Here is a 26995-nt window from a genome sequence, read left to right as displayed (position 1 = left end):
CTTTAAACCAGAATTATTTAATTATTAATTATTAATAATTAATAATTGGGTAAGAGGAAAGAGGGAAGAGGGAAGATGTGGGGAGAAATAATAAAAAAAATTCAACACTGCTTCAGATAATTTTTCCTCATTCTTGATGCACGAATAGACAAGACTTGCATAATTATATAGATCTCTTAGGGGTTCTATACAAGTTTTTCACCTATATATTGGGCAATTACAGCGGCTTTCATTTCGGTAGACCATAGTAGGGACGATGTCCTAGGTCATGCTCCGCATTCATGTCGGCGAGAGCCGAAAAGCAAAACGGCTGTCGCCGACATGAAATGCAACATGAAAAGCGTTTGTGGAGCATGACCTTAGGAAAGCTTTGCAGAATGCAAAACGCGAATTACCCCTAAAGGGTTTTGGTTGTGATGATATGGTCATCTATCTCATAAAATAGTATCGGCTATATAATATTCAGCAAAAGTAAATTTATTTGAGTTATGTTAAAAAACCTCCAACAAATTCCACAGCAGCTACTACCTAATCTAACTACAAAGAAATCTCCATCAAACAGCAATAAACTAGCCCATTGGCATAGATACGGGCGATATTTATACTGGCGCTTTATCCGAATGCGGGGGACTCCTGAATATATTGCTAGGGGTTTAGCAGTAGGAGTCTTTGCTGGATTATTTCCTATCTTTGGTGTCCAAACCATAGTTGGTGTCGCATTAGCAACCCTAGTCCGAGGTCATAAAATTGCTGCTGCTGCTGGCACTTGGGTAAGTAATCCCTTAACTTATTTACCAATATATGCAATTAACTTTCAAGTTGGTCGATGGTTAGTGAACTCTCAGGTAGAGTTTGTACCTGAAAGTATACTTTCATTTCCAGAATTAATGCAATATGGGACTCAATTTGTTACATCTCTATTTTTAGGTTGTTTGGTAATGGGTATAATAGGAGGGATATTGAGTTATTTTGTGGGGTTAAGAATAATTCGTTGGTGGCGTAGCAGTCGCCGAAAAAATTTAGAGAATAATCTATTTTAAATTAAATTACTTTAATAATTTTCGAGTTATTGTATTGACACAATATAACCTGGTTGGGTTTTTAATTATTATAATAAAATAATCGATAATATGTCGCTAGAAAGGGTAGTCCTAAAATAGTAAAGATAGTCTGGTTAGAAGAATAAACTTTAACTAACTCAGAAGTTAGAAGTCAAAAGTTGTTTTTGTAACAGGGATGCCTGAGCAACCCTCCAAAAATATTTAGGCTTAAAAGGCTGGGTTGCGCAACCCAATTACTTTGATAAGTACCTAGTACCGCTATGCGGAAGTCAGAAGTCAGAAGTCAGAAGTCAGAAGTTATAAGTTTTGATTGGTAAGGCTTTGAGTATTTTGTCACTGGTCACTTATTTCCGTCATCCTGCACTAGGCAAAATTAATTACACATTCTACCAACCCAGTCTTGCCTATTGCCTCTCTTGCTTAGGGCGGTTTTTAGGACTACATCGCTAATTTTCCTTTCGGCTAAACCCACCCCTACAATTTTTTTAACGTTTAATTAGACCTACCTACTTATATAAACACATATCTGTAATCGGATGAGAGTAGATAATGATTGGCCAAATTGTAGATAAACGCTATTGTTTTATCCAACCTATAAGTTTAACTATTTTAGGACAAACATATCTGGCAGCAGATACCCACCGTCCAGGTTCACCCCAATGCGTAGTTAGAGAAATTCAACTAGGCAATTTTAACTCTGAAAATCGAGAGATTATATTATCATTATTTCAAGAAAAAGTAGAAAAGATTTATAGTTTAAGTACACACGAGGGACTACCGAACTTATTAGCTTATTTTGAAGAAAACAATAATATATATTTAGTTGAAGATTATATAGTAGGTATCTCTATAACTGAAGAGTTGGCTAGAGATAAACCTTTGTTGGAAGGAGAAGTAATTAATATATTAAAGGAGGTGCTGGAAGTTTTAGTTTTGATTCATAGTCAGGGGGAAACTCATGGAAAAATCAAACCAGGAAATTTAGTTAGACGAATCTTAGATGGAAAATTATTCTTAATTAATTTTGGGTTAGAAAGAGAAATTCAGAGAATTTTAGAATTAAATCAAGAACCATTAATATCAGAAAATCACAGCCAACATAACTCTGACAGCTTACTTTATATACCGTTAGATAAAAATCAGGAGAAACTAGACAAAAAAAATGATATTTATGCTTTAGGGATAATTGCTATTCAAGCACTAACAGGATTATCACCTCAAGATTTATTAAAGCAAAAACAAACTAACAATACTCCAGGAATAGAAGTACCTTGGCAGAATTTACAAGTATGTTCTCTAGCACTATCAGATATCATTGACAAAATGGTAAATAGTCAAAGTGAAGAAGGTTATGAGTCACCAACAGAAGTGCTAGCAGAATTGAGTAAGATATCAGTCTCAGTACATAATGAAATTCTCTTACAACCAGAAACAGTAACTACAAAACTTGAAGTTAGAGAGATTCAATCAGCACCTCCTCAACCCAGACACAGTAAAAAAAATATATTAATTGCCGGTTCAGCATTTATCACAATAGCAGGAGTAGCGATCGCTCTCTGGCAATACCAACCTATAGCTGAAGCACAAGTACTCTATAAGGAAGGTCAAGAATTAGCAAAACAAGGAAAACAAGAGGCAGCGATCGCCAACTACACCGAAGCACTCAAACTCAATTCCAAAAATGCCTCTATTTACTATCAAAGAGGCAACTCTTACTATTTTCAAAGAGCTTATGAAAAAGCAATAAAAGATTATACAGCAGCGATTAAAATCAAAGCCAACTATAACGATGCTTATTATCAACGGGGTCTAATTTATTATGAACTAGATAACAATGAAAAAGCAATTACCGATTTAACACAAACATTAAGAATAAATCCCAACTATGCTAAAGCTTATAACAAACGAGGGCAAATTTACTACGAAATTGGAGACTACAAAAATGCCATTCAAGACTACAGTCAATCAATGAGACTTAATCCCAAAGATAGCAACACTTATATTAATCGGGGAACAGCAAGAGGAACGATAGGAGATCGAGGAGGTGCAATTAGTGACTACACTCAAGCTATCAAAATCAACCCCAATGATGTACAAGCATATCATCATCGAGGTAAGTCTCACTTGGAAATAGCAGACTATCAAAGTGCTATCGTAGATTACGATCGGGTATTAGAATTAAAACCAGATGATACTGATGCTTATACAAATAGATGTAGCGCTTATCTAAATCTGGCAAATCATCAAGCTGCGATATCTGACTGCAACCAGGCAATAGAAATAAATCCTCAAAATGATCTAGCATACAATCATCGATGTATTGCTTATTTTAATCTAGGGAAACATCAAAGAGCAACAGAAGACTGTAGTATTGCTATTGGTATAGACAATGAAAATGCCAAAGCTTACATAAACAGAGGTTTAGCGCAGTTTGCTAATGGCTATTTACAAGCAGCAATAGAAGACTTTACCACAGCAATAAAAATCAATTCTCAAGATTCCCTTGCTTATAATCATCGAGGAATACTTTTCTCAGAGATAGGAAACTATAATCAAGCTATTGAAGATTTTTCCCAGGCAATTAAACTTAATCCAAGTAATGCTAAAGCCTATTATAATCGAGGAATTATACTATATGAATTACAAGAGCTACCAGCAGCAGTAGCAGACTTTCGCCAAAGTGCTAACCTATACTTAGAACAAGGTAAAATCAAGGATTATCAAAATTCCCTTAATATGATAGAAAAACTACAATAATTAACCGTTTTAAAAATTAAACTTACCATTTTAATTTCTACCTAAAGCCAAAATTTAACTATTATAAAGAAGAGTTTTGATTATTATTTATTTGATATATTATATAAAATAATATAGCAGTCTAAGCAAAGGTTAGGAAATTAATATATGGTGTTTGCGGAGCATTTCCGCAGCGAAAACTCAGTCATAGATTACTTCTAACTTCTGACTTCTGACTTCTGACTTGCGCGTAGCGCTATACCAACTACCAAAAATACTGAGAGACTTAATTTATAACCTAACCTACTCTCTCTGTTCCCTGTTCCCTAATCTAACTTAATTTCTCTCGATAGTTAAGAAAAATGGTATAAAATGAATAACATGAACATGATAGGTCAACTGCTAGATGGACGTTACCGTGTCGTGCAAGTGCTGAGTTCTGGTGCATTTGGACAAACCTATTTGGCTGCCGATACTCGTCGCCCTGGGCATCCTCAATGTGTGGTCAAACAACTAAGGGCTCCTGGTAATAGTTTTACAATTGTCAGAACTGCTCACCGTTTGTTCAAGCAAGAAGCAGAAATATTAGAAAAATTAGGCAGACACGATCAGATTCCTTTATTATTAGCTTATTTTGAAGAAAATAATCAATTTTATTTAGTAGAAGAATTTATTCCCGGAACACCATTAAATAAAGAAATTATTCCTGGTAAACCCTGGCCAGAAAAACAAGTAATTCAGCTCTTATTAGAAATTTTAGAAATTTTAGGATTTGTACATGGACATGAGGTGATTCATCGGGATGTTAATCCATCAAATTTAATTAGACGTCAACCAGATGGAAAATTAGTTTTAATTGACTTTGGTTCAGTCAAAGAAGTTAGTCATCGGATCGCAGAAGCAAATGGAGAAATGCAACGAACCATAGCTACAGGTACTCCCTCCTATATGCCGATCGAACAATTTCAAGGTATTCCTCAATATAATAGCGATCTGTATGCAGTAGGTATGATTGGTATTCAAGCTCTGACAGGTATTCCTAGTGGTGAACTGCCAAAACTACAAGACCTCTCGCCCTCAAATCCTAGTGGTATCCTCTGGCGAAATCGAGCGCAATGTTCCTCAAATCTAGCGGATATTATCGAAAAAATGGTACATTACCATTACACAAAACGTTATCAGTCTACAGCAGAAGTTGTTAAAGCGCTACAGAAAATTAGCGCTCGCCCAAAAAAAATGATGACACCACTACCTATAGCTGAAAGAAGTATAAGTCCTCAAATTCAAACTAGTAGCAAGGGTATTGCATCCAATTCATTGTGGTTGATTGTATTTGGTTTTGCAAGTTTAGGGGTGATAGCAGTGCTGATTGGGATAGTAAGTTTTTTGAATCGTCCTAACCCGATCAAAGCAGAAAGACTATTTGAAAGAGGGATAGAAAGTGTTAATCAAGGGAATGAACAAGTAGCAATTTCAGCATTTAATCAAGCAATTAAATTAAATCCTGGTCAAGCAGAGTATTTCTACCAAAGAGGGAATGCTTATTACAACTTAGAAAATTATCAAAATGCTATTGCTGATTACAGTAAAGCGATTAATCTTAACCCTAGTTATGTTAATGCCTATTTTAACCGAGGGGGAGTTCGTTCTGATAACCAAAATTATTCAGGAGCAATTGATGATTTTACCCAGGTGTTACGCCTGAAACCTCAAGATTCTGAAGCTTATTACAAACGAGGATTTGTTTACTATCAATCCCAAAACTATCCGGCGGCAATTGAAGATTATACTCAAGCTCTGCGACTGCAACCGAATGATATTAATGCTTACCATGCTAGAGGGTTAGCTCGTGCTGCCAATAATGATTTACAAGGAGCAATAGCAGATTACACTGAGATGATTAAAATTAAACCAAAAGAGATAGATGGTTATTATAATAGAGGCAGAAGCAGGTTTTTTCTCGGAGATTATCAGGGTTCTCTAGATGATTATAATCAAGTTATTGAAATAGATCCTAAAAATGAAGAAGCTTATGCAAATCGTTGTAGCACATACTTGAATTTAGCAGAGTATGAAAACGCTATATCTGATTGTACTAAGGCAATTCGAATCAACTCTAAAAATTACATTGCTTATAATAATCGATGTATTGCCTATCTAAATTTACAAGAGTATGAAAAATCTATATCTGATTGCACTACGACAATTAAACTCGATCCTGAAAATCCTAAAGCTTATACAAATAGAGGTTTAGCTTATGCTACAGCAAATCAACCAGAAAAAGCAATAGAAGATTATACTCAAGCAATAGGATTAAGCCCAAATAATGCTGAAGCTTATGCAAATCGTGCTACTATTTATTCAGAACAAGAAAATTATCAGCAAGCGATCGCCGATTATGTTCAAGCTATTAGACTTAACCCAGAATATGCAGCTGCTTATTACAATAGAGGATTAGTTAGGGTTAAGATCGGAGATAGAAAAGGAGCAGTTAGTGATTTTGAAAAAGCAGCTCAACTTTATTTAGAGCAAGGTCGTACAGGGGGTTATAGAGATGCTAAATTTCAAATTGAAAGATGGAAATAGAATTGAGAATTCAGAATTGAGAATTCAGAATTCAGAATGAACCAAAGCTTTAAGCTATTAGCTCAAGTCAAAACTATTGATTTATATTTCAATTTTATCAATTTCCGAATAATTTTTTATAGCGCTATAGTTATTAAACAGAATAATGTCAGATAAAAAAATAATCACACTTTTAACTGATTTTGGATTAAAAGATGTCTATGTCGGTGTAATGAAAGGTGTAATTTCTCAAATTAACTCTAATATAAAAGTAATTGATTTAACTCATCAAATTCCTCCCCAAAATTTATTTGCTGCCAGATTTTGTTTGCAAAATGCTTATCCTTATTTTCCAGCAGAAACAGTTCATGTTGCTGTTGTCGATCCGGGAGTTGGGAGTAACAGAAAAGCGATCGCTATTCAACTACCTACAGGTTTTTTAGTCGGACCTGATAATGGTATTTTTAGTGGAGTTTTGGAAGGTTTAGAAATTGAAAATATTGAGGTGGTTTCGCTTACTAATTCTGAGTATTGGCGGACAAAAACACCGAGTACAACTTTTCATGGTAGAGATATATTTGCTCCTGTTGCTGCTCATATTGGTAGTGGGGTTAAGTTAGAAAATTTGGGAGAAAAAATTAATCCAGACAGTTTAGTTAAATTGCCTTTAAATGATATTACTATAACAGAATCAAATATTGTAGGTTGCGTTCAGCATATTGACCATTTTGGCAATATAATTACTAATATTTCCAGTAGTTATGTTATTGAGAACAATTGGTCGATTATTGTTAATAATAATGCTAATTTTTCAGCGGCTAAAACAATTTCTAGTGGCAATACTTATGCTGACTGTAAATCAGGGGAATTAATTACAATTATTGGCTCTCATGGTTTTGTAGAAATTGCTGCTAATGGTGGTAGTGCTGAGGAGCAACTTAATTTAAAGTATGGGGATAAAGTTGAAATTCATTGGTTTTAAATGAGGCATCAGCAGTTAGCAATGAAGCGACATATACATAATTGAACAACTTAATATTAAGTAGACAATAATTATAACTTCAAATCAGATATTTTGGCAAGATAATTTTTATTTAATGGCTGATTTTACCTGAAATGATTGCTGGTAAAAGAATTTGACAAGTAGGAAGTAAATTACTTATACCAATTAGTATTACATATATTCAGAAAATCACCCAACTCGTTAATGTGCTTCACCCTATCTTTTGTTTCTATTTTTCAGTGATTTTTTTCACTGAAGACAGAGGGATATTGCCAGACTTGGTTAGCGCAAATATTATGCTAACCATTTTTGGTTTTTGTCGAAAGTCCAAAACCTACAGATAAAAAAATTAAATTATACTCCAACAAAAATATTAATCTTTGTATCAAAATTAACTACCCGGGCGGGAAGTCCCGCGCTGTAATTTTCAATGAGCGTGTCGTATGGGAAAGCCGGGCACCGATGTGTGTAGCTGGTCTTGATTTTTGATATTATAGCTAATGTAGATATAAAGGTCGATACTACAATGCTACTGAAATACAAGTACAAGTTAAAACCACATAAAAGGCAAGCGGTGATTATATCTAACTGGTTAGAAATGGCCAGGAAGCAATATAATTATCGTTTAGCTGAAAGGTTGAATTGGTTTGAAGCAACGCGCACACTACTTAACGCTTGTCCACTTAATGTTTCAGTAGTGCCAGTAGATCGGATTTATCAAAATATCCCTGAATTTAGAATACAAACACGGGATGGTAGAAAAAAGGACAGCAATGGTAATTCAATAACCAAGAAAGGGGATCAGCATCCGAACATAGTCAATGGTTATGTTTTGTGGGAAACTGTTCAACTAGCAGATTTAGCACAAACCAAAAAACTTTTCCCTGAATATAAGTCCATACATTCCCAAGTTTTACAGGATGTTATCCAGCGTGTACAAACAACAATAGATAACTATACCATACCTAATAAAAACGGTAAAACTAGCGGCAGACCTAAATTTAAAGGCAGGCATTACTATAACTCTTTTAGTTATCCTCAACTATCAAATGCAAATATTGTTAAAAATGCTAACGGTCGGTATTGTGTCAATTTACCAAAGATTGGTTTAATTCCGTTTGTTTACAATCGCCTAATACCAGTAGGATTCAAGGTTAAGACAGGTACAGTAATTCGTGAAGTTGATGGATATTATATCAGTTTCACGATAGAAGACAAAACAGTACCTGTAGAGGTTGCAGAAATTCAACCCACCGAAGATAACTCAAAAGGTATTGATTTAGGATTGTTGCACTATGCTGTTACATCTGATGGCGAATTTATAGAAGTTCCTAAGTTTTTTAGACTCTCTGAACATAGATTATCTAAACTACAGGTGAGACTAGCCCAAAAATCCAAGCATTCAAAACCTTGGAAAATTCTCAAGGGAAAAATAGCCAGACTACATCAACTAATAGCCAGACAAAGATTAGACTGGCAATTCAAATTAGCTTATCATCTGTTTAGTGATGTAAGTGTTATTTTCATTGAAGACTTGCAGATAGCCAATTTAATTCGACGTTGCAAAGCCAAATTAGGTGACAATGGTCAATTCTTACCGAATGGTCAATCAGCGAAGTCAGGATTAAATAAGTCTTTGCAAGATGCTGCTTTGGGTCAATTCATTCAAGTTTTAGAGTATGTAGCTTGGAAACTGGGTAAGCGAGTTGTAAAAGTAGACCCAAAAGGTACGTCTCAGCATTGTTGGGAATGCTTGAATCAAGTCTCTAAAAGCTTATCAGAGCGCTGGCATTCATGTCCTAAATGTGGACAAGAACTAGACAGGGACTATAACTCAGCACTTCTGATACAGAAAATCGGATTGTTATCAACACAGGAGGAGGACATCACTTCTGTTAAAACAGCGGTCAGGGCGTCTCTGACTGAAGAATCCCGCATTCTTCCGTAGGGGAGCGTCGGGAGTATGTCAATATAAAAAGCAGGCAATCTATCTAAATCTTGCAAAAACCAAAATCAAAATAATGTTATCCAACGAGTTTATAGAAACAATATGGCTAATACCTTGCTATGCCATAACTGGTGCAATTTTAGCCTTGCCTTGGTCGCCCGGAATTATTAACCGCAGCGGACCAAGACCAGCAGGTTACATCAATTTAATAATGACCTTCATCGCTTTCCTACATAGTTTAATTGCTTTGACAGCAAGTTGGAATCAACCTGCACGAGAATTATCAATACCCTGGTTACAAGTAGCAGAACTCAATATCAATATTTCTGTAGAAATATCCACTTTAACTATTGGGGCGACCATATTAATAACAGGTCTAAACCTTCTGAGCCAAATCTACGCGATCGCCTACATGGAAATGGATTGGGGATGGGCGCGTTTCTACTCCCTACTGGCATTATTTGAAGCGGGAATGTGTGCCCTAGTTTTGTGCAACTCCCTGTTCTGGAGTTACATTATTCTGGAAATTCTCACTCTGGGTACATATTTATTAGTAGGTTTGTGGTATTCTCAACCATTGGTAGTCACGGGAGCAAGAGACGCTTTCTTGACAAAACGGGTAGGCGACTTATTTTTGTTGATGGGAGTAGTCGCTCTGTTACCCCTAGCAGGAACTTGGAATTATACCGAGCTTGCTGAGTGGGCGGAAACTGCAAACATTGCTCCCACTACTGCTACCCTATTAAGTCTAACTTTAATCGCCGGTCCTCTGGGTAAATGCGCTCAGTTTCCCTTGCATCTGTGGTTAGATGAAGCAATGGAAGGACCGATACCAAGTACAATTCTCAGGAATTCTTTGGTAGTAGCAGTCGGAGCTTGGGTATTGACTAAGTTGCAACCAGTTTTAGCTTTGTCTCCTGTAGCTTCTACGGTAATGATAGGAGTCGGAGTGTTTACAGCAGTTTGTGCTTCTTTAATTGCTATTGCCCAAATTGATATTAAGCGAGCGCTCTCTTATTCTGTCAGCGCATACATGGGTTTGGTATTTATTGCGGTTGGGACTGGTCAAGAAAAAACTGCTTTAATATTATTATTTACCTACGCTTGTGCGATGGCTTTGTTGATAATGAGTACGGGTGGAGTAATATTAAATTGTATTAGTCAAGACCTGACTCAATATGGTGGTTTGTGGTCTCGTCGCCCTATTTCTGGAATTTCCTATTTAGTCGGTGCTGCGGGATTGGTTGCTTTGCCTCCGTTGGGTAGTTTTTGGGCGTTGTTACAAATGGCAGATAATTTGTGGCAGACTCAACCTTGGTTAGTGGGGGTGTTGTTTGTGGTGAATGGGTTAACTGCTTTTAGTATTATTCGGGAGTTTGGTTTAATTTTCTGTGGTAAAACTAAGCAAATGACGGAGCGATCGCCTGAAGGTTTATGGGCGTTGGTTTTGCCGATGACTATTTTGGCTGGTTTTACATTGCACGTTCCGTTGTTATTAGCACATTGGCAGTTATTACCAGATATGGCAACTATTAATAAACCTGTTGCTGGTTTGTTACTGTTATCGAGTGTACTTGGTTTTGGTATTGGTGGGTTGATTTATATAAATGACAAGTGGGAGAAACCAATTAAATTGCCTTACCAAGGAATACAAGACTTTTTTGCTTACGATTTTTATACAGTCAAATTGTATAAAATTACGATTGTTTTTGTAGTGGGTTTAGTATCAAAAATTATTTCTTGGATAGACCGCTATATTGTTGATGGCATAGTTAATTTAGTCGGTTTCGCGACTATTTTTGGAGGTCAGGGTTTAAAATACAATGTTTCTGGTCAGTCTCAGTTTTATTTGTTGACAATTTTGATTGGTATTACCCTATTATTAAGTTGGTTAGCTGTTGGTTTATTTTAGGGTTTCCTCAAAAAGTATGATTGCTAGGGGTAGTAGTCAGGAGTCAGGAGTCAGGAGAAATGTGAATGAGCGAGAAGGTAGGAGTAAGAATTATCCCTTAATTTTTCTGCCTCGTGTGAGCATTTAATGTGATGCTCAATTTTTAAACCTGAGAGACCTAAAAGCTTGCCCTTTTTTCGACCTAAAAAGGGTAAAATATTTATCTGTAAAAGCTTTGATATTTGATCGGTAAACCCTATCTAGAGAAAACTTGAATTACAGGCAAATATTTGTTAAAAAATTTCAGTTATACAAGACTGCATTACCAATGGATAATGGATAATTGATAATTAATCAATTACGAAAAACTAGGGATTGAGATTGCTTACCTATCGGTCGCAATGACGAAAAAACCTGATTTTTCCTAAGTTATAATTAGACTAATAAGAGGATTTTATTCCCTAAAGTTATCCAGATTTATCTGTCAAAAATCACAATTTTCTGAGGCTACTATTTTATTATCTTTTCTCTCGCGGGTTTAATATAGAATCCGGTTATATACTATATGTTTATAACTAGACTTCAATATTCAATCTCCCCTACTCCTGACTCCTGACTCCTGACTCCTGACTCCTCCTGAACCGAGGAATCTATAACTTTTTAACAGGATTTGATATCATGGCAATTTAATCGACTACAATTTAACAAAAAATTATGCTCAGTGTTTTAATTATCATCCCAATTTTAGGGGCAATATTAGTAGGATTTTTCCCAGGAAATATTCCTGCGGAAAAATTACGAAAAGTTACTTTAGCAATAGCCGTATCTCTGATAGTTTGGACTGTAGAAATTGCTCTAAAGTTTGACTTAAATAATCCCCATTGGCAATTTCAAGAGAAATTTGCTTGGATTCCGCAATTAGGTTTAACCTATCATCTTGGAATAGATGGTTTATCTTTACCCTTACTTGCTCTAAATTCTTTACTAACATTTATCGTAGTTTATGGCTACGGCAATAATATCGAACGTCCGAAACTTTACTACTCTTTAATTTTGTTGGTAAATGCAGGTGTGGCAGGGGCTTTTCTCTCAGCAAATTTACTACTTTTTGTTCTGTTTTACGAACTAGAATTAATCCCCATATATTTATTAATAGCAATTTGGGGAAGCGAAAAACGAGGCTATGCAGCAACAAAATTTCTCATCTATACCGCAGTTTCTGGAATTCTCATATTAGCAGGATTTTTAGGCATAACTTGGTTAAGCAATTCTCCTAGTTTTGACTATAACCTCATATCTACCCAATCATTACCTCTAATAACTAAACTTATCTTACTAACAATTCTTGTAGTAGGATTTGGAATTAAAATACCACTGGTACCTTTACATACTTGGTTGCCAGATGCTTACGTCGAATCATCTCCCCCCGTTACCATCTTGCTGGGTGGAATATTGGCAAAGTTAGGCACTTACGGATTATTGCGTTTCTGTTTGGGGCTATTCCCACAAACTTGGGAAATAGTGGCACCAGGAATGGCAATTATTGGTACCATTAGCGTCTTGTATGGAGCATTAGCAGCGATCGCCCAACAAGATATTAAACGGATGGTAGCCTATAGTTCTATTGGCCACATGGGTTACATTATCGTTGCTGCTGCTGCGAATACACCCCTAAGTTTAGTGGGAGCGATAAGTCAAATGGTAGCTCATGGTTTAATTTTAGCGATTCTATTTCATCTGGTGGGTGTAGTGGAAACTAAAGTCGGCACTCGCGAGTTATCTGTTTTGAATGGTTTAATGAGTCCGGTGCGGGGTTTACCTTTTACTAGCGCTTTATTAATTATGGGTGGAATGGCAAGTGCAGGTATTCCGGGAATGGTAGGTTTTGCTGCTGAGTTTATTGTGTTTCAGGGAAGTTTTTCTAAGTTTCCAATTCCCACTCTTTTATGTATTATTGCTAGTGGTTTAACAGCAGTTTATTTTGTAATTTTGTTGAACCGTACTTGTTTCGGCAAACTAGATAATGATACAGCTTATTATCCAAAGGTTATTTGGTCTGAACGTGCCCCTGCTTTGGTATTAGCAGTAGCGATTTTCTTTTTAGGAATTCAACCTACTTGGTTAGTACGTTGGAGTGAAGAAACTTCCAATTTTTTAGTGCTTAAATCTCAAATAGAAATTCAGTCAATAAGTCAATATTTAAAGTAGGGAATAGGGAATAGGGAATAGGGAATAGGGAATAGGGAAAAAAACAATTATTTGTTATCAAGAAATTCACCAGAACTTCAGGAGTATGAATACTGATACTTTCTCCCCTTTAGACTTATTTCAATTCCTTACCTTATTCAAGCTTTAAGATTGAGTTGTGAAACTTGTTTCTTAATACTTATTTGATAAACAATCTCTAATTATTAATTGTTGAACAGATTTTGTGCTAATGATTTAGTGATTTATAAATCATATCATGTCTGGATAATCAGTGATAAAAAAGTTTTTATTTGTAGTAGGGCTTTAGCCCTATCCACAGTTCGGGCTAAAGCCCTACTACGAACTTTAATTATAATTAAAACTATTTAACCGAACATGATATTACCATTATTCACCTAACACCTAAAAAAAACATGATACAAACAACAAAACTTCCACCATCTCAACACGAATTTGCCGAAATAATTCACCGCCTCGAAGCAGGTGGTGCAATGTTACCAGATACCCCAGAAAATCTGATGCAAATTATCGGTATTTATAAAGCTTATGCAGTACCAATGGATTTCTATTGGCGCGACTTACTTTATATTGCCGAAAGAGTATTTTTAAACCCTTTACCCTTCTTTAAATACTTCTTGCCAAAGTCATATTTAGACCTACATAATCATTACGCTGGTGATGATGCTGACTTGCGAGTTTGGCGGGGAGAAGCAACAGCTCACCCAGAACTTTTAGCATTTATTGAAAAGGGAGAAAGTGGCAAAAAATCTAAGTTATTACATCACCTTTGGCACGACAGAATTAATATGGAATTTGCCGAAGCTTGTATGAGAGCAATGTTTTGGCATCGAGAGATGGGCGGTAAATTTGACCCTTATTTAGATACTCCAGAATATAAAGCAGCAGCGGATAAAGCAATTAAGGCTTATTTTCAAGGTAATCCTGTGATGCTGGGTTTATATAAATTATTTCCAGAAATGTTTATCGAACAGGTAAGACAACTTTCTTATTACAGCAACTTGGGTTTGTTTTGGGAAGTAATGGCTGCTGTATTTTTTGAGATGTTCGATTTATATAACGAAGGAAAATTAACTAGCGTTCCTGAAGCAATGGATTTTCTAGTAAATGGAATTTTTGCTGTAGCCGATCGCCCGATTTATCATCATGTTTATATTCGGGGAGAGTTATATGAAATTATTCCCAAATCTTGTGGTTTTACTTGGTTATTTGAAGCAGCTTTACCTTATGTAGAAGCTGTATTTTATCGCACTGCTCCTTTCCGGGGTACAAAATCTTATAATGCTCAGGCAAAACAAGTACCAGAAAATCAAAAAGATTTTCATTATGGGATTCTTTATGCTGATGTTTTTCCAGTAGGAAATGCTGGTATTCCACCAACATTATTAATGCAGGATATGCTGCATTTTTTACCTCCCTTCTTAGTGGATTATTACAAACAATATTGTCGGGGGGAAGATGATATGTTGATTCAGTTAGGGATAACTTTTCAACGTTCGATGTATTGTGTAACTTCGGCGGTTATTCAAGCATTAAGACAAGCAACTTTATATCCTTTGGATGACCCAGATCCAGAACATTTAAAAGCAAATCGTGAATTTTTTGAAACACAATTAGATAGGTTTAAACGTCCAGAAGCTCGGTTGCGGAATATTCAGAGTCAAGATTATCGTTGATATATAGCGCTAGGGAATAGGGAATAGTTGGAAAAGTGTTTCCTATCATCAGTCTATGTCCTAATCGCCCTGGCTGTTGCTATAACATTTTTTAGATAATTCATATAAAATCAGGGTAATTAGTTATCCTAGCACTGAGGAGTCATATAACATCCGGATAATTACTATAGCCTGCGTCATTGCGACTGGAACGGAGTGGAAGGAAGCAATCTCATAGGTTTAGGAGATTGCTTCCTATCGTCGCAATGACGACTATTCAACCAGATTTTATATCATTAAGTCAGGAAAAAAGAAAGATTTAAACTTAGGAGGAGTCATTAGTTTTGGGATAACTATATAACCGGATTTTATAGAACTCATTTGGTATTTATTTAAAATTTGACTTCTGCATTTTTGGCTTTTGGCTTGCATCTAGGGCTATAACTTATGCTTTAATTATTCCTTTTAAAAATTCAGCGAGTTCCTGTAAAGAATTCGGTTCATGTTCGAGCAACCAATTGGTAATTTCTAGAGAATGTTTTGTTTTGCGATACTCAACGGTTTTCTTAGAGAATTCAGAGAAAATTTCTTTAATTAATTCGGCTCCATTTACTTGAGATTCCCAATTCTCTAATCCACAATGTTTTGGCAAGAAGCGTTTTTGATTCTTAGCTTCATCAATATAATTTTTTATATCCGCTACAGCTATTTCAAGAGATGGATTTTCTTGTTTTAATATCTCGAAAATTGCTTGAGGATGGAGTAAATAATTTTCATAAGTACAATGTTCTAAAAACTTGACTTTTTCCTTACCACGTCTACTAATATCTTGCTTCTCTTTTTCCGTTCTATTTTCACTATCTAATATAAATCCAATGGCTGGAGGAAATAGAGTATTTCCGCCACTCAATTTATCATAAATATCGAAAATAATATGGGCGCGTTTGCCTTCTAAATCTCCAGTATTTTTTACTGCCATAATTTGTATACCTTTCATGGAAAGATAACCAAATTTTTCTAAAATTATGGGAAAACAAAGTTCTTCAGTGGGACCTTCTACCCACAAAATTGCATCGGCACCAAATACATCGGATAAACTTACTCCTAATTCTTTTAAAAGAGAACGTAATTCTGTTGTTTGTTTTGAGTTAATAATTTTAGTTTTAGTTTCACCTTCGGAATAAGATAATTGTAAAATTGTTGCGGGGTTAGCTTCGGAAATAACTGTGGGTGAATGGGTAGCTATAAAATATTGGTGTTGAGGAAATTCTTTAAAGATATTTATTAATTTTCTAATCAAATTTGGATGTAGAAATGATTGAGGTTCATCAATGATAATAATTTTTGGTTCTAAGGAAGTTACTACTACATAAAGTATGGCTAAAACTTGACTAACTCCTGTTCCACAGTCTGCTAATTTTAATGCTAAATTTGTATCATCTTCTTCATATGCTTCTGGAGACCAAACTAAAACTTCTAAGTAATCTTTATTCACAGGAGAACGTTTATTTATCAGATGAGCAGAAACCTGTTTGATTTCTGGAAACAAAATATTCAGATACTTCTTGAATTTCTCGTAAATCTTTCTTTGGCCTGGTAACTGAATTTGATGAATGACTTCTGCTAAATTATTAGCACTAGAATTAAGTATTAGGCTATTTCCAGAAGGACAGCTACCAATATGAAATCGTTCAGAATCAAATCTATATACTTTATTTTTAAATTCATCGAATATAATTTGGGAAAAACTTCTAAGAGTTGAATATTTAATAGATGCTTTATTTAGTGTAAATTTTCCTGTTTCACTGTTTTTGATAAAAAATACTGTCTTTGAACTTCCCCAATCTAATCTATGATAGATTGGCTCGTATATTTCTAGATGTTTTGGAAAATCTGAGATAACTATACTAGGCTCATTTTTATAATTAGATATAGTAACTTCTATTTCTTTGACTTTATCAAACCATCCCTGAAAAATACTCAAAGCATTTTCATTCTCGATATAAATCTCTCTTCTATCTATCAGTGCATAAATGGCTGCTTTTTCCAATCTGAAAGTAACATTAGCAGTTGACTTATCCGGTGACTCTGAATCAGGTATATCTCTCATTCTAATATTACGATAAGGATTATCTTTAAACTCTAATCCCAAAGCTTCCAATAGAGCTGTTTTACCAGAATTATTCGTACCCACAATAATATTGATACCTGGCTGAAACTCTAACCAACCAGAATCTCGAAAAGATTTATAATTCAATATTTTAAACTTAGAAATATACATACTACCCTCCTCAAAAATTCAACAAAAAAATTGCTAGAAAACTTTCTCTAGCAACAAAAATACTTATTATACTACATTAAATATACTTTATGTGGTATAAAATTAAAACTCTAGTTTTGCTTACAAATAATACCAGTTTGAAATTAGATAGTTATTTTTATGATTTTCCCCTTTTGTTTGAATATTTATCCCTCCTCCCTTCTTCCTCCTTCCTTCTTCCTTCTTCCTTCTTTCCTAGAACTGGGAAGTTACAATTAAACAAATCTAGCAAAATCAGGTGGTAGTCATCAAATCCTATGGCCATAAATTCGGCTCCCACAACCTTTATTCCCCGTATCAAAGTGAGGATACGCATACCTCTACGAGCTATTTTAATAGTACCTTTCGTAGTTCAAATTTTTGGGGCAGTAGGTTTAACAGGATGGCTATCTCTACGTAATGGCCAGCAAGCAGTTAATGAAGTAACAACTCAATTAAGAAATGAAGTTACGACCCGGATTCAGGAAAGATTAAAAAATTATTTAGAAGCGCCTCATGTTATTGCTCAAATTAATCAAAATGCTATTAATTTAGGTCATTTGAATATTCAGGATACAGCTAGTTTAACTCAGCAGTTTTGGGGACAAAGATTTTTATTTGATTCAGTTAATGTTTCTGCTATTTATTTTGGTGGCGCTGAGGGAGAATTTATTGGTTTAGGATTTCAGAATAATAATCGATGGGAAATTGGGAGAGCTGGTAAATCTACAAAAGGAAAATTTCATAGTATTGGAATTGATAGTCAGGGAAACCCTACAGAATTATTAGAAATTGGTAATGATTATGACCCCAGAATTAGACCTTGGTACAAGAGTGCAGTAGAGGCAAAAAAACCAACCTGGAGTGATATTTATGCTGATTTTAAAGAACTCAGACTTAAAGTAACTTTAGTTCAACCTATTTATCAGGATAATAATCAACTTATAGGAGTAGTTGGAGTTGATTTTGTTCTTTCTCACATCAGAGAATTTCTCCAAGGTTTGAAAATTGGTAAATCAGGACAAACTTTTATTATGGAACGTTCTGGATTTTTAGTTGCTTCTTCTACTTCCCAAAAACCATTTAGTTTGAAAGAACAGGAAGTCACAAGAATAAAAGCGGAAAATGTCGATAATGCTCTAATTAGTAATACAGCAAATTATTTGAGAGAATATTTCGGTGAATTTAGCAAAATCAACCAATCACAACAATTAGAATTTAAACTCAATGGTGAGCGACAATTTTTACAAGTAGTACCTTTTTCTGATGGCGAAAATTTAGACTGGTTGATTGTAGTTGTCGTTCCAGAAGAAGATTTTATGGATAAAATTAATGTTAATACTCGTACTACAATTAAATTGTGCTTAATTGCTTTATTCATAGCAACAATAGTAGGAATTTTAACCTCTCGTTGGATTAGTTATCCTGTTATGCTCTTAAGTGCTGCAAGTAGAGAAATTGCCAGAGGAAAACTTAACCAAAAAATTGAAGTAAAAATAGTTGATGAATTAGAGATATTAGCAGAATCTTTTAATTTAATGGCACAGCAATTACAAGATTCTTTTATTAATCTGGAAAAAACTAACGCTGAGTTAGAACAACGAGTAGAAGAAAGAACAGCAGCACTAAGGCAGTCAGAAGAAAAATTTGCTTTAGCTTTTCAGGCAAGTCCAGATGTAATTACTATTACTAATCTTGCAGATCATAGATTAATTGAAGTCAATGAAAGCTTTATTAGAACTACAGGTTATACTCGTCAAGAAGTCATTGGTAAAACAGGATTACAACTGAACTTATGGGTAAATCTTGAAGAGCGAATTCACATTTTCACAATATTACAAACTCAAGGTAAAATTCGCAATCAAGAAATTAGGTTTAGGGTAAAGTCAGGACAAATTGGAGTTGGGTTATTGTCAGGAGAAGTGATTTGCCTTGATGGGAAAACTTGCTTACTTTTAATAGTTAATGATATTACAGAACGCAAACAAGCAGCAGAAGCATTACAAGCAGCAGAAGCAAAATATCGTGGTATCTTTGAAAATTCTATTGAGGGTATTTTTCAAACTACACCTGATGGTTATTTCTTAAGTGCTAATCCAGCTTTAGCAAGAATGTATGGTTATTCTGACTGTTCACAATTAATTACTAATATTACTAATATTCAAAAACAACTATATGTTAACCCTAAACGCAGAGAAGAATTTATTGATGCTATTAATAAAGATGGAGAAATATCAAATTTTGAATCTCAAGTTTATTGTTGTGATGGTAGGATAATTTGGATTTGTGAAAAAGCTCGTGCTGTCCGTAATTTTAATGGAGAATTACTTTATTATGAAGGCACTGTGGAAGATATTACTCTTAGCAAACAAGCAGAAGCAGCATTACGCGCTGAACAAGAAAAATCTGAGCGTTTATTGATGAATATTTTGCCTGAACCTATTGCATTTCGACTGAAACAGGATACCAGTGCCATAGCTGATTATTTTGAAGAATCAACAATTTTATTTTCTGATATTGTCGGTTTTACTCCTATTGCTGCCAGCATTCCTCCCATAGAATTAGTTAACTTACTCAATCAAATATTTTCTAAATTTGACTATCTGGCAGAACTATATGGTTTAGAGAAAATTAAGACTATTGGTGATGCTTATATGGTAGCAGGTGGGTTGCCAGTACCGAAAAAAAATCATGCAGAAGCGATCGCTAATATGGCATTAGATATGCAGCAGGAAATTATTAAATTTACAACGGATATAGGTAAGCAATTTCAAATTAGAATTGGTATTAATAGTGGTCCCGTAGTAGCAGGTGTAATTGGTAAAAAGAAATTTATTTACGATCTTTGGGGAGATGCTGTCAATGTAGCTTCCAGAATGGAATCATCTGGAGAACCTGGAAAAATTCAAGTTACAACTGCCACTTATGAACTATTAAAAAATAAGTTTATTTTTGAAGAAAGGGGAATAATTGCTGTTAAAGGTAGAGGGAGAATGGTTACTTATTGGTTGCGAGGGAAAAAGTAGAGTGTGGGGAGTGTGAGGAGATGGGGAGATAGGGAGATAGGGAGGTTGGGAGATGGGGAGATAGAGAGATGGGGAGGTATAGAAAGATTTGGGAATTGCTGAAGATGGAACATTTTTTTATACTGATTAACTGATAACTGATAATTGATAACTGAAAATGAATATTTATCAAATCCTAAAGCAAAATGAACGTCTAAGAATTAGTGATGGCCAGATTGTACCTATTCTCAGTGGTTGTGAGGATGTTAATCGTCTGTTAGTTTTAATTTGGTCACAATTGGGCGATTTTGATAACCTAGAATATGCTTGGTGGTTACAACGAGAATCAGCGAAATTGCACGCATTGGGGGTGACAATACGGGCGATCGCTATTGGTAATCATGCTTCTGGTAAGAAATTTTGTGAATTTACTGGGTTTCCGACTGAATCACTATTTGTTGACGAAAATGCCTTATTACATCAACAATTAGAATTATATCAAGGATTAACTTTTAAATTCCCTTTATTAACTACAGGCCAAAATGCTTTCTTAAATTTAATGTTAATGTGTGCGGGTATTGGTAGTCCGGGTACTTTAGCGGAGGTGCTTAGAGGTTATACTGGGGATAAAAAAGCACCTCAATTGATTGATGATGAAGAAGTAATTCATGCTAAACCTCTACCACCCCTAAAAGGATCATTTTTTAACCTAGCAGGTGGAAAAGGTTTTCAACGTCCTTTTGAACTAGCGACACTCAGATTAAGAAATATGACTGAAGTTCTTGGTAATTGGTCAACTTATGTGCCTAATTCTGCATATTTAACCCAAAGAGGCGCAACTTTTCTATTTGATAATCAGGGAAATTTGTTGTATCAATATTGCGATCCTGGTATTCTGGGTTTTGCCGAGAATAAAAGTAACCCTCTATCTTTTTTGAATAGTAACTAGGGAGTAGGGAACAGGGAATAGGGAAAACCACAACATTGATTGGTTTTTCCATAGAATATTCCCTTATTTCATTTTAGGATAATCACCTATAATAAAGTTTTTTGTTTGTAGTTGGGCTTTAGCCCTTACAATGCTTTTTAATGGGCTAGAGCAAAACTACGAGCCGAAAAAGTTATTCGGTCTGCATCACCCTATCACCCCATCACCCCATCACCCCATCACCCCATCACCCAAGTAAACGTTGCAGAGAAATGCTTGCTGCTTGAGATACTTGAGGGTGAGTGTCTTTTTCTAAGTATTTCAAAGCAGATATACTTTTTGGAGTAGACATATTTCCTAAGGCTTCTGCTAACCTTTGACGAATCAACCAATCTTCTGAAGAGGCAAATTTAAGAATATGATCTACTGCTTCTAAGTCTCCAATTTCTCCTAAAGCGGCGATCGCTGCTTGTTGTATTACCAACTCCTCACTGTCTAGCGCTTCTATCAATAGATCGTGGGCACGTTTATCTTTGAGGTTTCCTAGAGAAACTGCCGCACTGAAACGTACTAACCAACTTGTGTCTTCATAAAATGCTCGCGCTAGAGGTTCAAATGCTCTAACATCCTCCAGATAACCTAAAGCTCCTGCTGCATCAGCACGAACGCCATAATCTTCGTCTTTTTCTAATAATTCTACTAAAATTGGATAGCATTCCTCTGTCTGTTTGACACCAAGAGCAAATACTGCCATAGAGCGTACTGGTAAGTTGGAGTCATACAATACTTTTTTGATGAGAGGAACCGCTTCAGTCGCAGATACTTCCCGTAGATGGGCAAGAGCGAGGAGGCGATCGCGGGAATTTTCACTATCTAGTTGAGCGGATATTTGTTCTAAACTCAGATTTTGCATACTTGGCCTTTTGTTTATAAAACTTTACATTTATCTAATATTATAACCTACTGCCTATTCTCTCTTTTCTGGAGATCCGCACATCATATAAGTACGGATAATTAGTGATAAAAAAAACTTCCTCCTCTTCCCCTCCTGGGAGGAGTTAGGGGTGGATTAATTCTTGACTTCTGACTCTTGCCTACTCAATATCCTGATTTTGCCTAACTCTTGATTCAATCAACTTATTCTTTGGAAAACTTAATATGATTAATACTCTCATCTTCCTTCAAAGATTTAACTGCAACTTTCACATTTCCATTCTCAGGAATCTCATCAAAATTCTTGGGTTCTTTTTCTGTATAATAAATGCCATCAATTTCATAAGTAACCTTTTTGCCAGTAGAAGATTTTTTGATTACTTTGGCATCTAAAATATCTCCAACTTGAAATTGACGAACTTTTTTTAATTCTTCTATTTTTTGCTGTCTTTGAGAAATTGTAGGTTCATAAATATTGGAACTATTATCTACAGTTTCACCCACAGGAGTAACTTTGTAATATTGCATTAAGCGAGATGCCCAACCCAAAATCGTTAACATTACGGGAGTATTATCCTCATATTCTTTGAGATATTTTTTGCAGACAATTTCCAAATTTTTATAATATTCAGAAGTTTGTTTACTATGTCCGATACTATTTCCATTTCTGGCTAAAACTTGTAAATATACAAAAAAATTAGAACCTTGATTGCCTTTATTAATATTTAGATAAGAAATAATTTTTCTCAACTCATTTACATCAGTTTTTCTGTCAATCAAAGATTTAGCGATCGCATGAGCAGTATTCCATTGTTCGTCTGTTAAATTTTCAGTTTGAAAGTCGTTGATAAACATTAATACATTCCCTCCGGTGGTTCGCGGTCATTTGGATAATGTAGAACTTCAGCTATTCCTTCTAATAAAGTTCTATCGATAATTTTGTTATTACTTTCGTGGGCAAATTGAATCTTTTCTTCTATAAATTGCTGTAATTTTTCTCCGGTGAAATTGTTAGTTTCTAGAGGTGTATAAGTAGAATAGCGTTTTTCTAAATCTCCATTATTTTTCAGAATATTAGCTTCACTTACTTCTATTTTCATTGTGCCAAAGCCTACTGGTTTACCCGCACCAACTTTGAGAGCAAGTGGATACTTAGGGTCTAATCCCAGAACAATAAATAGAGTTCCTAATTCTTCTGGTTTTAAATTTTTAAACTGTAATTTAGTTGTGAAAATATATTGATTTTTAGCTTGCTGTACCGGAATACCTTGTTCTTTACCTTTATCGACTGCCCTGTTAGTATTGTAATAAAATTTTCGACCTTTAACCTTGCCTTGTTCATTAAAATAGATAGGATTTTTTTCTCCCTCATTAATTTGCGTTCTAGGAGAATATAAAGAAGGCATAAATCCTACAGAACTAACTTTTTGATATTTAGCATCTGTAAATTCAATTAAACCTTGCCAGTTCATAGCACCAAATACCCGACTAGCCGGACAAAGACTTTCTTTTTTATTAGATGGTAAAAGCTCTCTTGTGGGAATATTTTGACTGGTTACTTTAGAAACAACCCCTAAACTACTATTAGTAATTGCCTCATAAACAGAACGAATACAACCTTTAAGAGAACTACCCTGAATTATCAAACTATTATCAATTCCTTGAGTCATAGTTTTAATCAAGGGAATGGAATTTTTTCCCACATCACTACCTAAAACAACTACACCTGTAGAAATGTGTAAAGCTGTTTGTACTGTCAGATTTAAAAACAAATTTCCATGTAAATAATTAGCTTTAAATTTATCGTGTCCGGCGGGATGTTCCAGGCGCGGTTTTCTGCCAGAAAAGGGGATTAATTTATAAGGTTTAGGAACCGAACTTTGTCTAAGGAAATTATTAGGCATTTTTCTTTTTGAATGCGACGGTTAAAGCAATAAAATGTACGGTGGCAGTTTGAACATCTATAAAATAGCGTTGAGCTATATCTATATTATCGTTATAACATTCGATTTTAAATTTTCTAGGAAAGCGAGTTTCTATTTCTTTTTTTCCATAAGAAACAACACTCCTGGTTTTGGTTTCCCAAGTTTTTCGATGTTTATGGCTCAAGGTATGAAAATAAAAACTAAATAATTTCAAGTATTTATCATTCAAGAGTTGAGCGATCGCCAACAAATACAAATAATAAGAAAAATCAGTACCTACAGGTATAAAATCATGTATAAAGTCAGCTTTTGTCAAAACTAAAACTTGATAACCTTTCTGATTTTTTTTCCAGCGTAACTCTAAGTTTTCGTTAAACATTTGCCCTTCTATACTGGGAAATTCAGATGGTCTTTTTTTCACAATACCGCTGACTTTATGAGGCAAACGTAGGAAATAATAACTATTTTCATTATAATTTTGAGTTAATAATTCCTCTAGTTCATCCACAGAATTTATTTGTTTCGTTCCGACAAAACTCATGCTGCTTTTCCTCCTTCTAAAAGTTTGCTCCAAGACTCTACAGATTTTCTAAATAAATCCTGAACTTGTACATCTCCTTGCCAAGTTAATTCAACTCCAAATCCTAATTCCATTGATTTGGCTCCGGCAGGAGTTTCTATTTTATCGGGTTTAGGAAAACCGTAATTTTTAACTTCATCTTCTGAGAGAAATTCTCCTGCTCCTAATAAAGAAGTATACGACCATGATTTTTTATTTTTCCCAATAGTAAAAATTTGATTTTCTTCTACTTTACAACCAGGATATTTGACAACTGCCGAATTATATTTAACTCTCACAGTTCCCAACCCGCGAGATTTAGCAAAACCTATCCCAAACCAACCTTCATTTAAGTCTCTCAATACTAAACCAATTAAACCTAATTGAGCTAATGTAAAATTTTTCAGATGAATTTTAGTATTAAATTCTCCAGAAGTACAAACTTGAAAATTAAAAGGTCCTACTGCTACAGATCCAAATACTCTATCAATTGCTACTCCATTTCTTTCCTCTATTTTTAATGGTTGAACTTCCGTAGGATAAGCATCTTCTATTCTGACACGACTGGCAATTGAAGTATTACCAAAAATCTGGTCTGTAAAGCATGATTTTCTGTAAATTTCAGGTGCAGGTAAGTCTTTTCCATTGCCATCTTTAAGATATTCATATTTATCTTCTAAAGGATTATTTGCCCAAAGAAGATCGGGATTTTTTTCATCTCTTTTTTCCCCACCAACTGTTCTGACAATTCTTTCAGCATGGGCGCGAATAGCACCTTTTAAACTACTTCCTGGTAAATAGAGCGATCGCTTACCTTTATAGTAAGTTTCGACAAATTCCATATCGGGTTTTGTGGGATCAGCACCTTGTCTGCCAGACTTAATTAAAATTGGTCCGTCGGCTATTAAATTAATATCAATGGTGCAATGATTAACAAATCTTTTGTGCATAATTACTATGGTAAATTTTGATTAATATAAAAGTGTAGGGTGCGTTAGGCGCTTACTACAAACTAGGATTTAATTCTAAAAAATAACAAAGCGCCGTAACGCACCTTTCAGTATTTTGTAAAACAATAAAATAATTTTTCCTATGAGGTATTGAGTAGTGGATAGACACTTATGTAATGGTGCCTTACGACGGATTTTTCAATATATTTCATAGTCTAAATTTAAGCCTTCTAACACACCCTACAAATTTTGCCTTGAACTCGAAAAAATAACAAAGCGCCGTAACGCACCTTTCAGTATTTTGTACAAGAATAAAATAATTTTTTCTATGAGGTATTGAGTAGTGGGTAGACACTTATGCAATGGTGCGTTACGAGGGATTTTTCAATGTATTTCATAGTCTAAATTTAAGCCTTCTAACACACCCTACAAATTTTGCTTACTCTCTACTTCAGCAGTGGTAGAAACTTTCTGCTCAAGACGATCAATTAATGCTTTTACCCAATCATCTTTCAGCTCCTTTCCATCATCAAAAGCAGGAGTTTGATCGCCAACTAATTGTTTCAAATACCCAATTAATTTCTGAGGATCAGTTTTTGTCAGTTCTCCTTCTTTCCTAGCATCAAACCAATTCATTTTTTCTATTTCTAATTTCACAACGCCTAAACCGCGCGATCGCCCACCCCCCAGTGGTATTTGTTCCGTTTCAAACTGATGCAAACCCACCATCAACAAACCTAACTCCCAGTCTTCAGCATTTTCCACAACTGCTTTAAACAGAAAAGGTGTTCCTCCAGGCACTACTTGAAAGTCATAGAGTTTTCCATCTGCTGCGGTTTCGGTATCTCTGTCGATCGCTACCCCGTCTCTTTCTTGATATTGCCCAAACCAGTTGTCCGGCAACACGGTTAAGTCACGCACCTGAAATTTACTCGCAACCCAGGGGGAACCGAAAAGGTGGGAAATAAGATCAGTTTTTTTTAATATTGCTTCTGTTAATTGAGCATCGTTAGTGTATTCTGCTTTAAGTTTTTTCATTCTCTCTGCTGTAATACACCATTCCTCATTGACTGCGGGGTTAGCAACTAAGCGGGGGTTGCTTCCCAAAATACCTCTGAGGAAACTTTCGAGACGGGAGCGCAATGCACCTTTGAAACTGGAACCGGGTATTAAAGGTTGTCCGAGTACGTCTTTGACAACAGGTAAGTCTGAACCGATGGGTTCGGTGGAACGTGCTGCACCTATGCGTAATGCGGTGACAGTTGTGAGTTTTCCTTCTATTTCTAAGCGGTTTTTAAATGTGTCAAACAT

At 35.2% G+C, this 26995-nt stretch carries 18 protein-coding genes; 10 read left to right on the top strand and 8 right to left on the bottom strand.

Annotated features, from left to right (window positions below):
• Positions 1 to 488 precede the first annotated feature (488 nt).
• The 8 genes from ACP6PL_RS04465 to ACP6PL_RS04430 all read left to right on the top strand — a co-directional run bounded on the left by ACP6PL_RS04465 (position 489) and on the right by ACP6PL_RS04430 (position 15106).
• A complete protein-coding gene (locus tag ACP6PL_RS04465) occupies positions 489 to 1040 on the top strand; it encodes a DUF2062 domain-containing protein (RefSeq protein ID WP_426542969.1) in 552 nt (183 codons plus the stop codon).
• A 570-nt stretch (positions 1041 to 1610) separates the two neighbouring features.
• Complete coding sequence (locus tag ACP6PL_RS04460; RefSeq protein WP_426542967.1) at positions 1611 to 3818, top strand: tetratricopeptide repeat protein; 2208 nt, start codon at positions 1611 to 1613, stop codon at positions 3816 to 3818.
• 351 nt (positions 3819 to 4169) lie between these two features.
• A complete protein-coding gene (locus ACP6PL_RS04455; protein ID WP_426542965.1) occupies positions 4170 to 6383 on the top strand; it encodes a tetratricopeptide repeat protein in 2214 nt (737 codons plus the stop codon).
• A 145-nt stretch (positions 6384 to 6528) separates the two neighbouring features.
• Positions 6529 to 7344, top strand: a complete 816-nt coding sequence (locus tag ACP6PL_RS04450) for an SAM hydrolase/SAM-dependent halogenase family protein (protein ID WP_426542963.1) — start codon at positions 6529 to 6531, stop codon at positions 7342 to 7344.
• 547 nt (positions 7345 to 7891) lie between these two features.
• Positions 7892 to 9313: an RNA-guided endonuclease InsQ/TnpB family protein gene (locus tag ACP6PL_RS04445; protein WP_426542961.1), complete on the top strand. Its 1422-nt coding sequence runs from the start codon at positions 7892 to 7894 to the stop codon at positions 9311 to 9313.
• Positions 9314 to 9386: 73 nt separating this feature from the next.
• Positions 9387 to 11225 (top strand): NAD(P)H-quinone oxidoreductase subunit F, encoded by a 1839-nt coding sequence (locus ACP6PL_RS04440; protein WP_426542959.1) that lies wholly within the window; start codon positions 9387 to 9389, stop codon positions 11223 to 11225.
• 693 nt (positions 11226 to 11918) lie between these two features.
• Positions 11919 to 13412 (top strand): NADH-quinone oxidoreductase subunit M, encoded by a 1494-nt coding sequence (locus ACP6PL_RS04435; protein WP_426542957.1) that lies wholly within the window; start codon positions 11919 to 11921, stop codon positions 13410 to 13412.
• A 413-nt stretch (positions 13413 to 13825) separates the two neighbouring features.
• Positions 13826 to 15106, top strand: coding sequence for a CO2 hydration protein (locus tag ACP6PL_RS04430; protein ID WP_426542955.1), 1281 nt, complete (start codon positions 13826 to 13828; stop codon positions 15104 to 15106).
• Between the two features lie 424 nt (positions 15107 to 15530).
• Here ACP6PL_RS04430 and ACP6PL_RS04425 read toward each other — a convergent pair whose 3' ends face one another.
• Complete coding sequence (locus tag ACP6PL_RS04425; RefSeq protein WP_426542953.1) at positions 15531 to 17366, bottom strand: ATP-dependent nuclease; 1836 nt, start codon at positions 17364 to 17366, stop codon at positions 15531 to 15533.
• A 157-nt stretch (positions 17367 to 17523) separates the two neighbouring features.
• Entirely contained in the window at positions 17524 to 17670 is a 147-nt protein-coding gene (locus ACP6PL_RS04420; RefSeq protein ID WP_426542951.1) for a hypothetical protein, read from the bottom strand.
• On the opposite strand from ACP6PL_RS04420, the gene ACP6PL_RS04415 reads away from it, so the two are divergent.
• Positions 17663 to 20410, top strand: coding sequence for an adenylate/guanylate cyclase domain-containing protein (locus ACP6PL_RS04415; protein ID WP_426542949.1), 2748 nt, complete (start codon positions 17663 to 17665; stop codon positions 20408 to 20410). The two genes, ACP6PL_RS04420 and ACP6PL_RS04415, sit on opposite strands and share 8 nt — an antisense overlap.
• A gap of 157 nt (positions 20411 to 20567) precedes the next feature.
• Positions 20568 to 21338, top strand: a complete 771-nt coding sequence (locus ACP6PL_RS04410; protein ID WP_426542947.1) for a peroxiredoxin-like family protein — start codon at positions 20568 to 20570, stop codon at positions 21336 to 21338.
• A 226-nt stretch (positions 21339 to 21564) separates the two neighbouring features.
• Here ACP6PL_RS04410 and ACP6PL_RS04405 read toward each other — a convergent pair whose 3' ends face one another.
• The 6 genes from ACP6PL_RS04405 to csx7 all read right to left on the bottom strand — a co-directional run bounded on the left by ACP6PL_RS04405 (position 21565) and on the right by csx7 (position 26995).
• Positions 21565 to 22230: a HEAT repeat domain-containing protein gene (locus ACP6PL_RS04405; protein WP_426542945.1), complete on the bottom strand. Its 666-nt coding sequence runs from the start codon at positions 22228 to 22230 to the stop codon at positions 21565 to 21567.
• A gap of 224 nt (positions 22231 to 22454) precedes the next feature.
• Complete coding sequence (locus ACP6PL_RS04400; RefSeq protein ID WP_426542943.1) at positions 22455 to 23105, bottom strand: hypothetical protein; 651 nt, start codon at positions 23103 to 23105, stop codon at positions 22455 to 22457.
• Entirely contained in the window at positions 23105 to 24154 is a 1050-nt protein-coding gene (locus ACP6PL_RS04395) for an RAMP superfamily CRISPR-associated protein (protein WP_426542941.1), read from the bottom strand. Before ACP6PL_RS04395 ends, ACP6PL_RS04400 begins: the two co-directional genes overlap by 1 nt.
• Entirely contained in the window at positions 24147 to 24716 is a 570-nt protein-coding gene (locus tag ACP6PL_RS04390) for a hypothetical protein (protein WP_426542940.1), read from the bottom strand. Before ACP6PL_RS04390 ends, ACP6PL_RS04395 begins: the two co-directional genes overlap by 8 nt.
• Positions 24713 to 25684 (bottom strand): RAMP superfamily CRISPR-associated protein, encoded by a 972-nt coding sequence (locus tag ACP6PL_RS04385; RefSeq protein WP_426542938.1) that lies wholly within the window; start codon positions 25682 to 25684, stop codon positions 24713 to 24715. Before ACP6PL_RS04385 ends, ACP6PL_RS04390 begins: the two co-directional genes overlap by 4 nt.
• A gap of 426 nt (positions 25685 to 26110) precedes the next feature.
• Entirely contained in the window at positions 26111 to 26995 is an 885-nt protein-coding gene (gene csx7 / locus ACP6PL_RS04380; RefSeq protein ID WP_426542936.1) for a type III CRISPR-associated RAMP protein Csx7, read from the bottom strand.

Source organism: Dapis purpurea BLCC-M126, from assembly GCF_050015975.1.
Classification (GTDB): domain Bacteria; phylum Cyanobacteriota; class Cyanobacteriia; order Cyanobacteriales; family Microcoleaceae; genus Trichodesmium.
This window is presented reverse-complemented; position numbering and strand designations above follow the sequence as displayed.

Excerpts from the sequence above, each read along its gene's own strand:
- ACP6PL_RS04415 (WP_426542949.1), top strand. The coding sequence starts at position 17,663 with ATGGCCATAAATTCGGCTCCCACAACCTTTATTCCCCGTATCAAAGTG.
- ACP6PL_RS04405 (WP_426542945.1), bottom strand. The coding sequence starts at position 22,230 with ATGCAAAATCTGAGTTTAGAACAAATATCCGCTCAACTAGATAGTGAA.
- ACP6PL_RS04465 (WP_426542969.1), top strand. The coding sequence starts at position 489 with ATGTTAAAAAACCTCCAACAAATTCCACAGCAGCTACTACCTAATCTA.
- ACP6PL_RS04385 (WP_426542938.1), bottom strand. The coding sequence starts at position 25,684 with ATGCACAAAAGATTTGTTAATCATTGCACCATTGATATTAATTTAATA.
- csx7 (WP_426542936.1), bottom strand. The coding sequence starts at position 26,995 with ATGTTTGACACATTTAAAAACCGCTTAGAAATAGAAGGAAAACTCACA.
- ACP6PL_RS04395 (WP_426542941.1), bottom strand. The coding sequence starts at position 24,154 with ATGCCTAATAATTTCCTTAGACAAAGTTCGGTTCCTAAACCTTATAAA.
- ACP6PL_RS04440 (WP_426542959.1), top strand. The coding sequence starts at position 9,387 with ATGTTATCCAACGAGTTTATAGAAACAATATGGCTAATACCTTGCTAT.
- ACP6PL_RS04425 (WP_426542953.1), bottom strand. The coding sequence starts at position 17,366 with ATGTATATTTCTAAGTTTAAAATATTGAATTATAAATCTTTTCGAGAT.
- ACP6PL_RS04450 (WP_426542963.1), top strand. The coding sequence starts at position 6,529 with ATGTCAGATAAAAAAATAATCACACTTTTAACTGATTTTGGATTAAAA.
- ACP6PL_RS04435 (WP_426542957.1), top strand. The coding sequence starts at position 11,919 with ATGCTCAGTGTTTTAATTATCATCCCAATTTTAGGGGCAATATTAGTA.
- ACP6PL_RS04410 (WP_426542947.1), top strand. The coding sequence starts at position 20,568 with ATGAATATTTATCAAATCCTAAAGCAAAATGAACGTCTAAGAATTAGT.
- ACP6PL_RS04445 (WP_426542961.1), top strand. The coding sequence starts at position 7,892 with ATGCTACTGAAATACAAGTACAAGTTAAAACCACATAAAAGGCAAGCG.
- ACP6PL_RS04460 (WP_426542967.1), top strand. The coding sequence starts at position 1,611 with ATGATTGGCCAAATTGTAGATAAACGCTATTGTTTTATCCAACCTATA.
- ACP6PL_RS04420 (WP_426542951.1), bottom strand. The coding sequence starts at position 17,670 with ATGGCCATAGGATTTGATGACTACCACCTGATTTTGCTAGATTTGTTT.
- ACP6PL_RS04455 (WP_426542965.1), top strand. The coding sequence starts at position 4,170 with ATGAATAACATGAACATGATAGGTCAACTGCTAGATGGACGTTACCGT.
- ACP6PL_RS04390 (WP_426542940.1), bottom strand. The coding sequence starts at position 24,716 with ATGAGTTTTGTCGGAACGAAACAAATAAATTCTGTGGATGAACTAGAG.
- ACP6PL_RS04400 (WP_426542943.1), bottom strand. The coding sequence starts at position 23,105 with ATGTTTATCAACGACTTTCAAACTGAAAATTTAACAGACGAACAATGG.
- ACP6PL_RS04430 (WP_426542955.1), top strand. The coding sequence starts at position 13,826 with ATGATACAAACAACAAAACTTCCACCATCTCAACACGAATTTGCCGAA.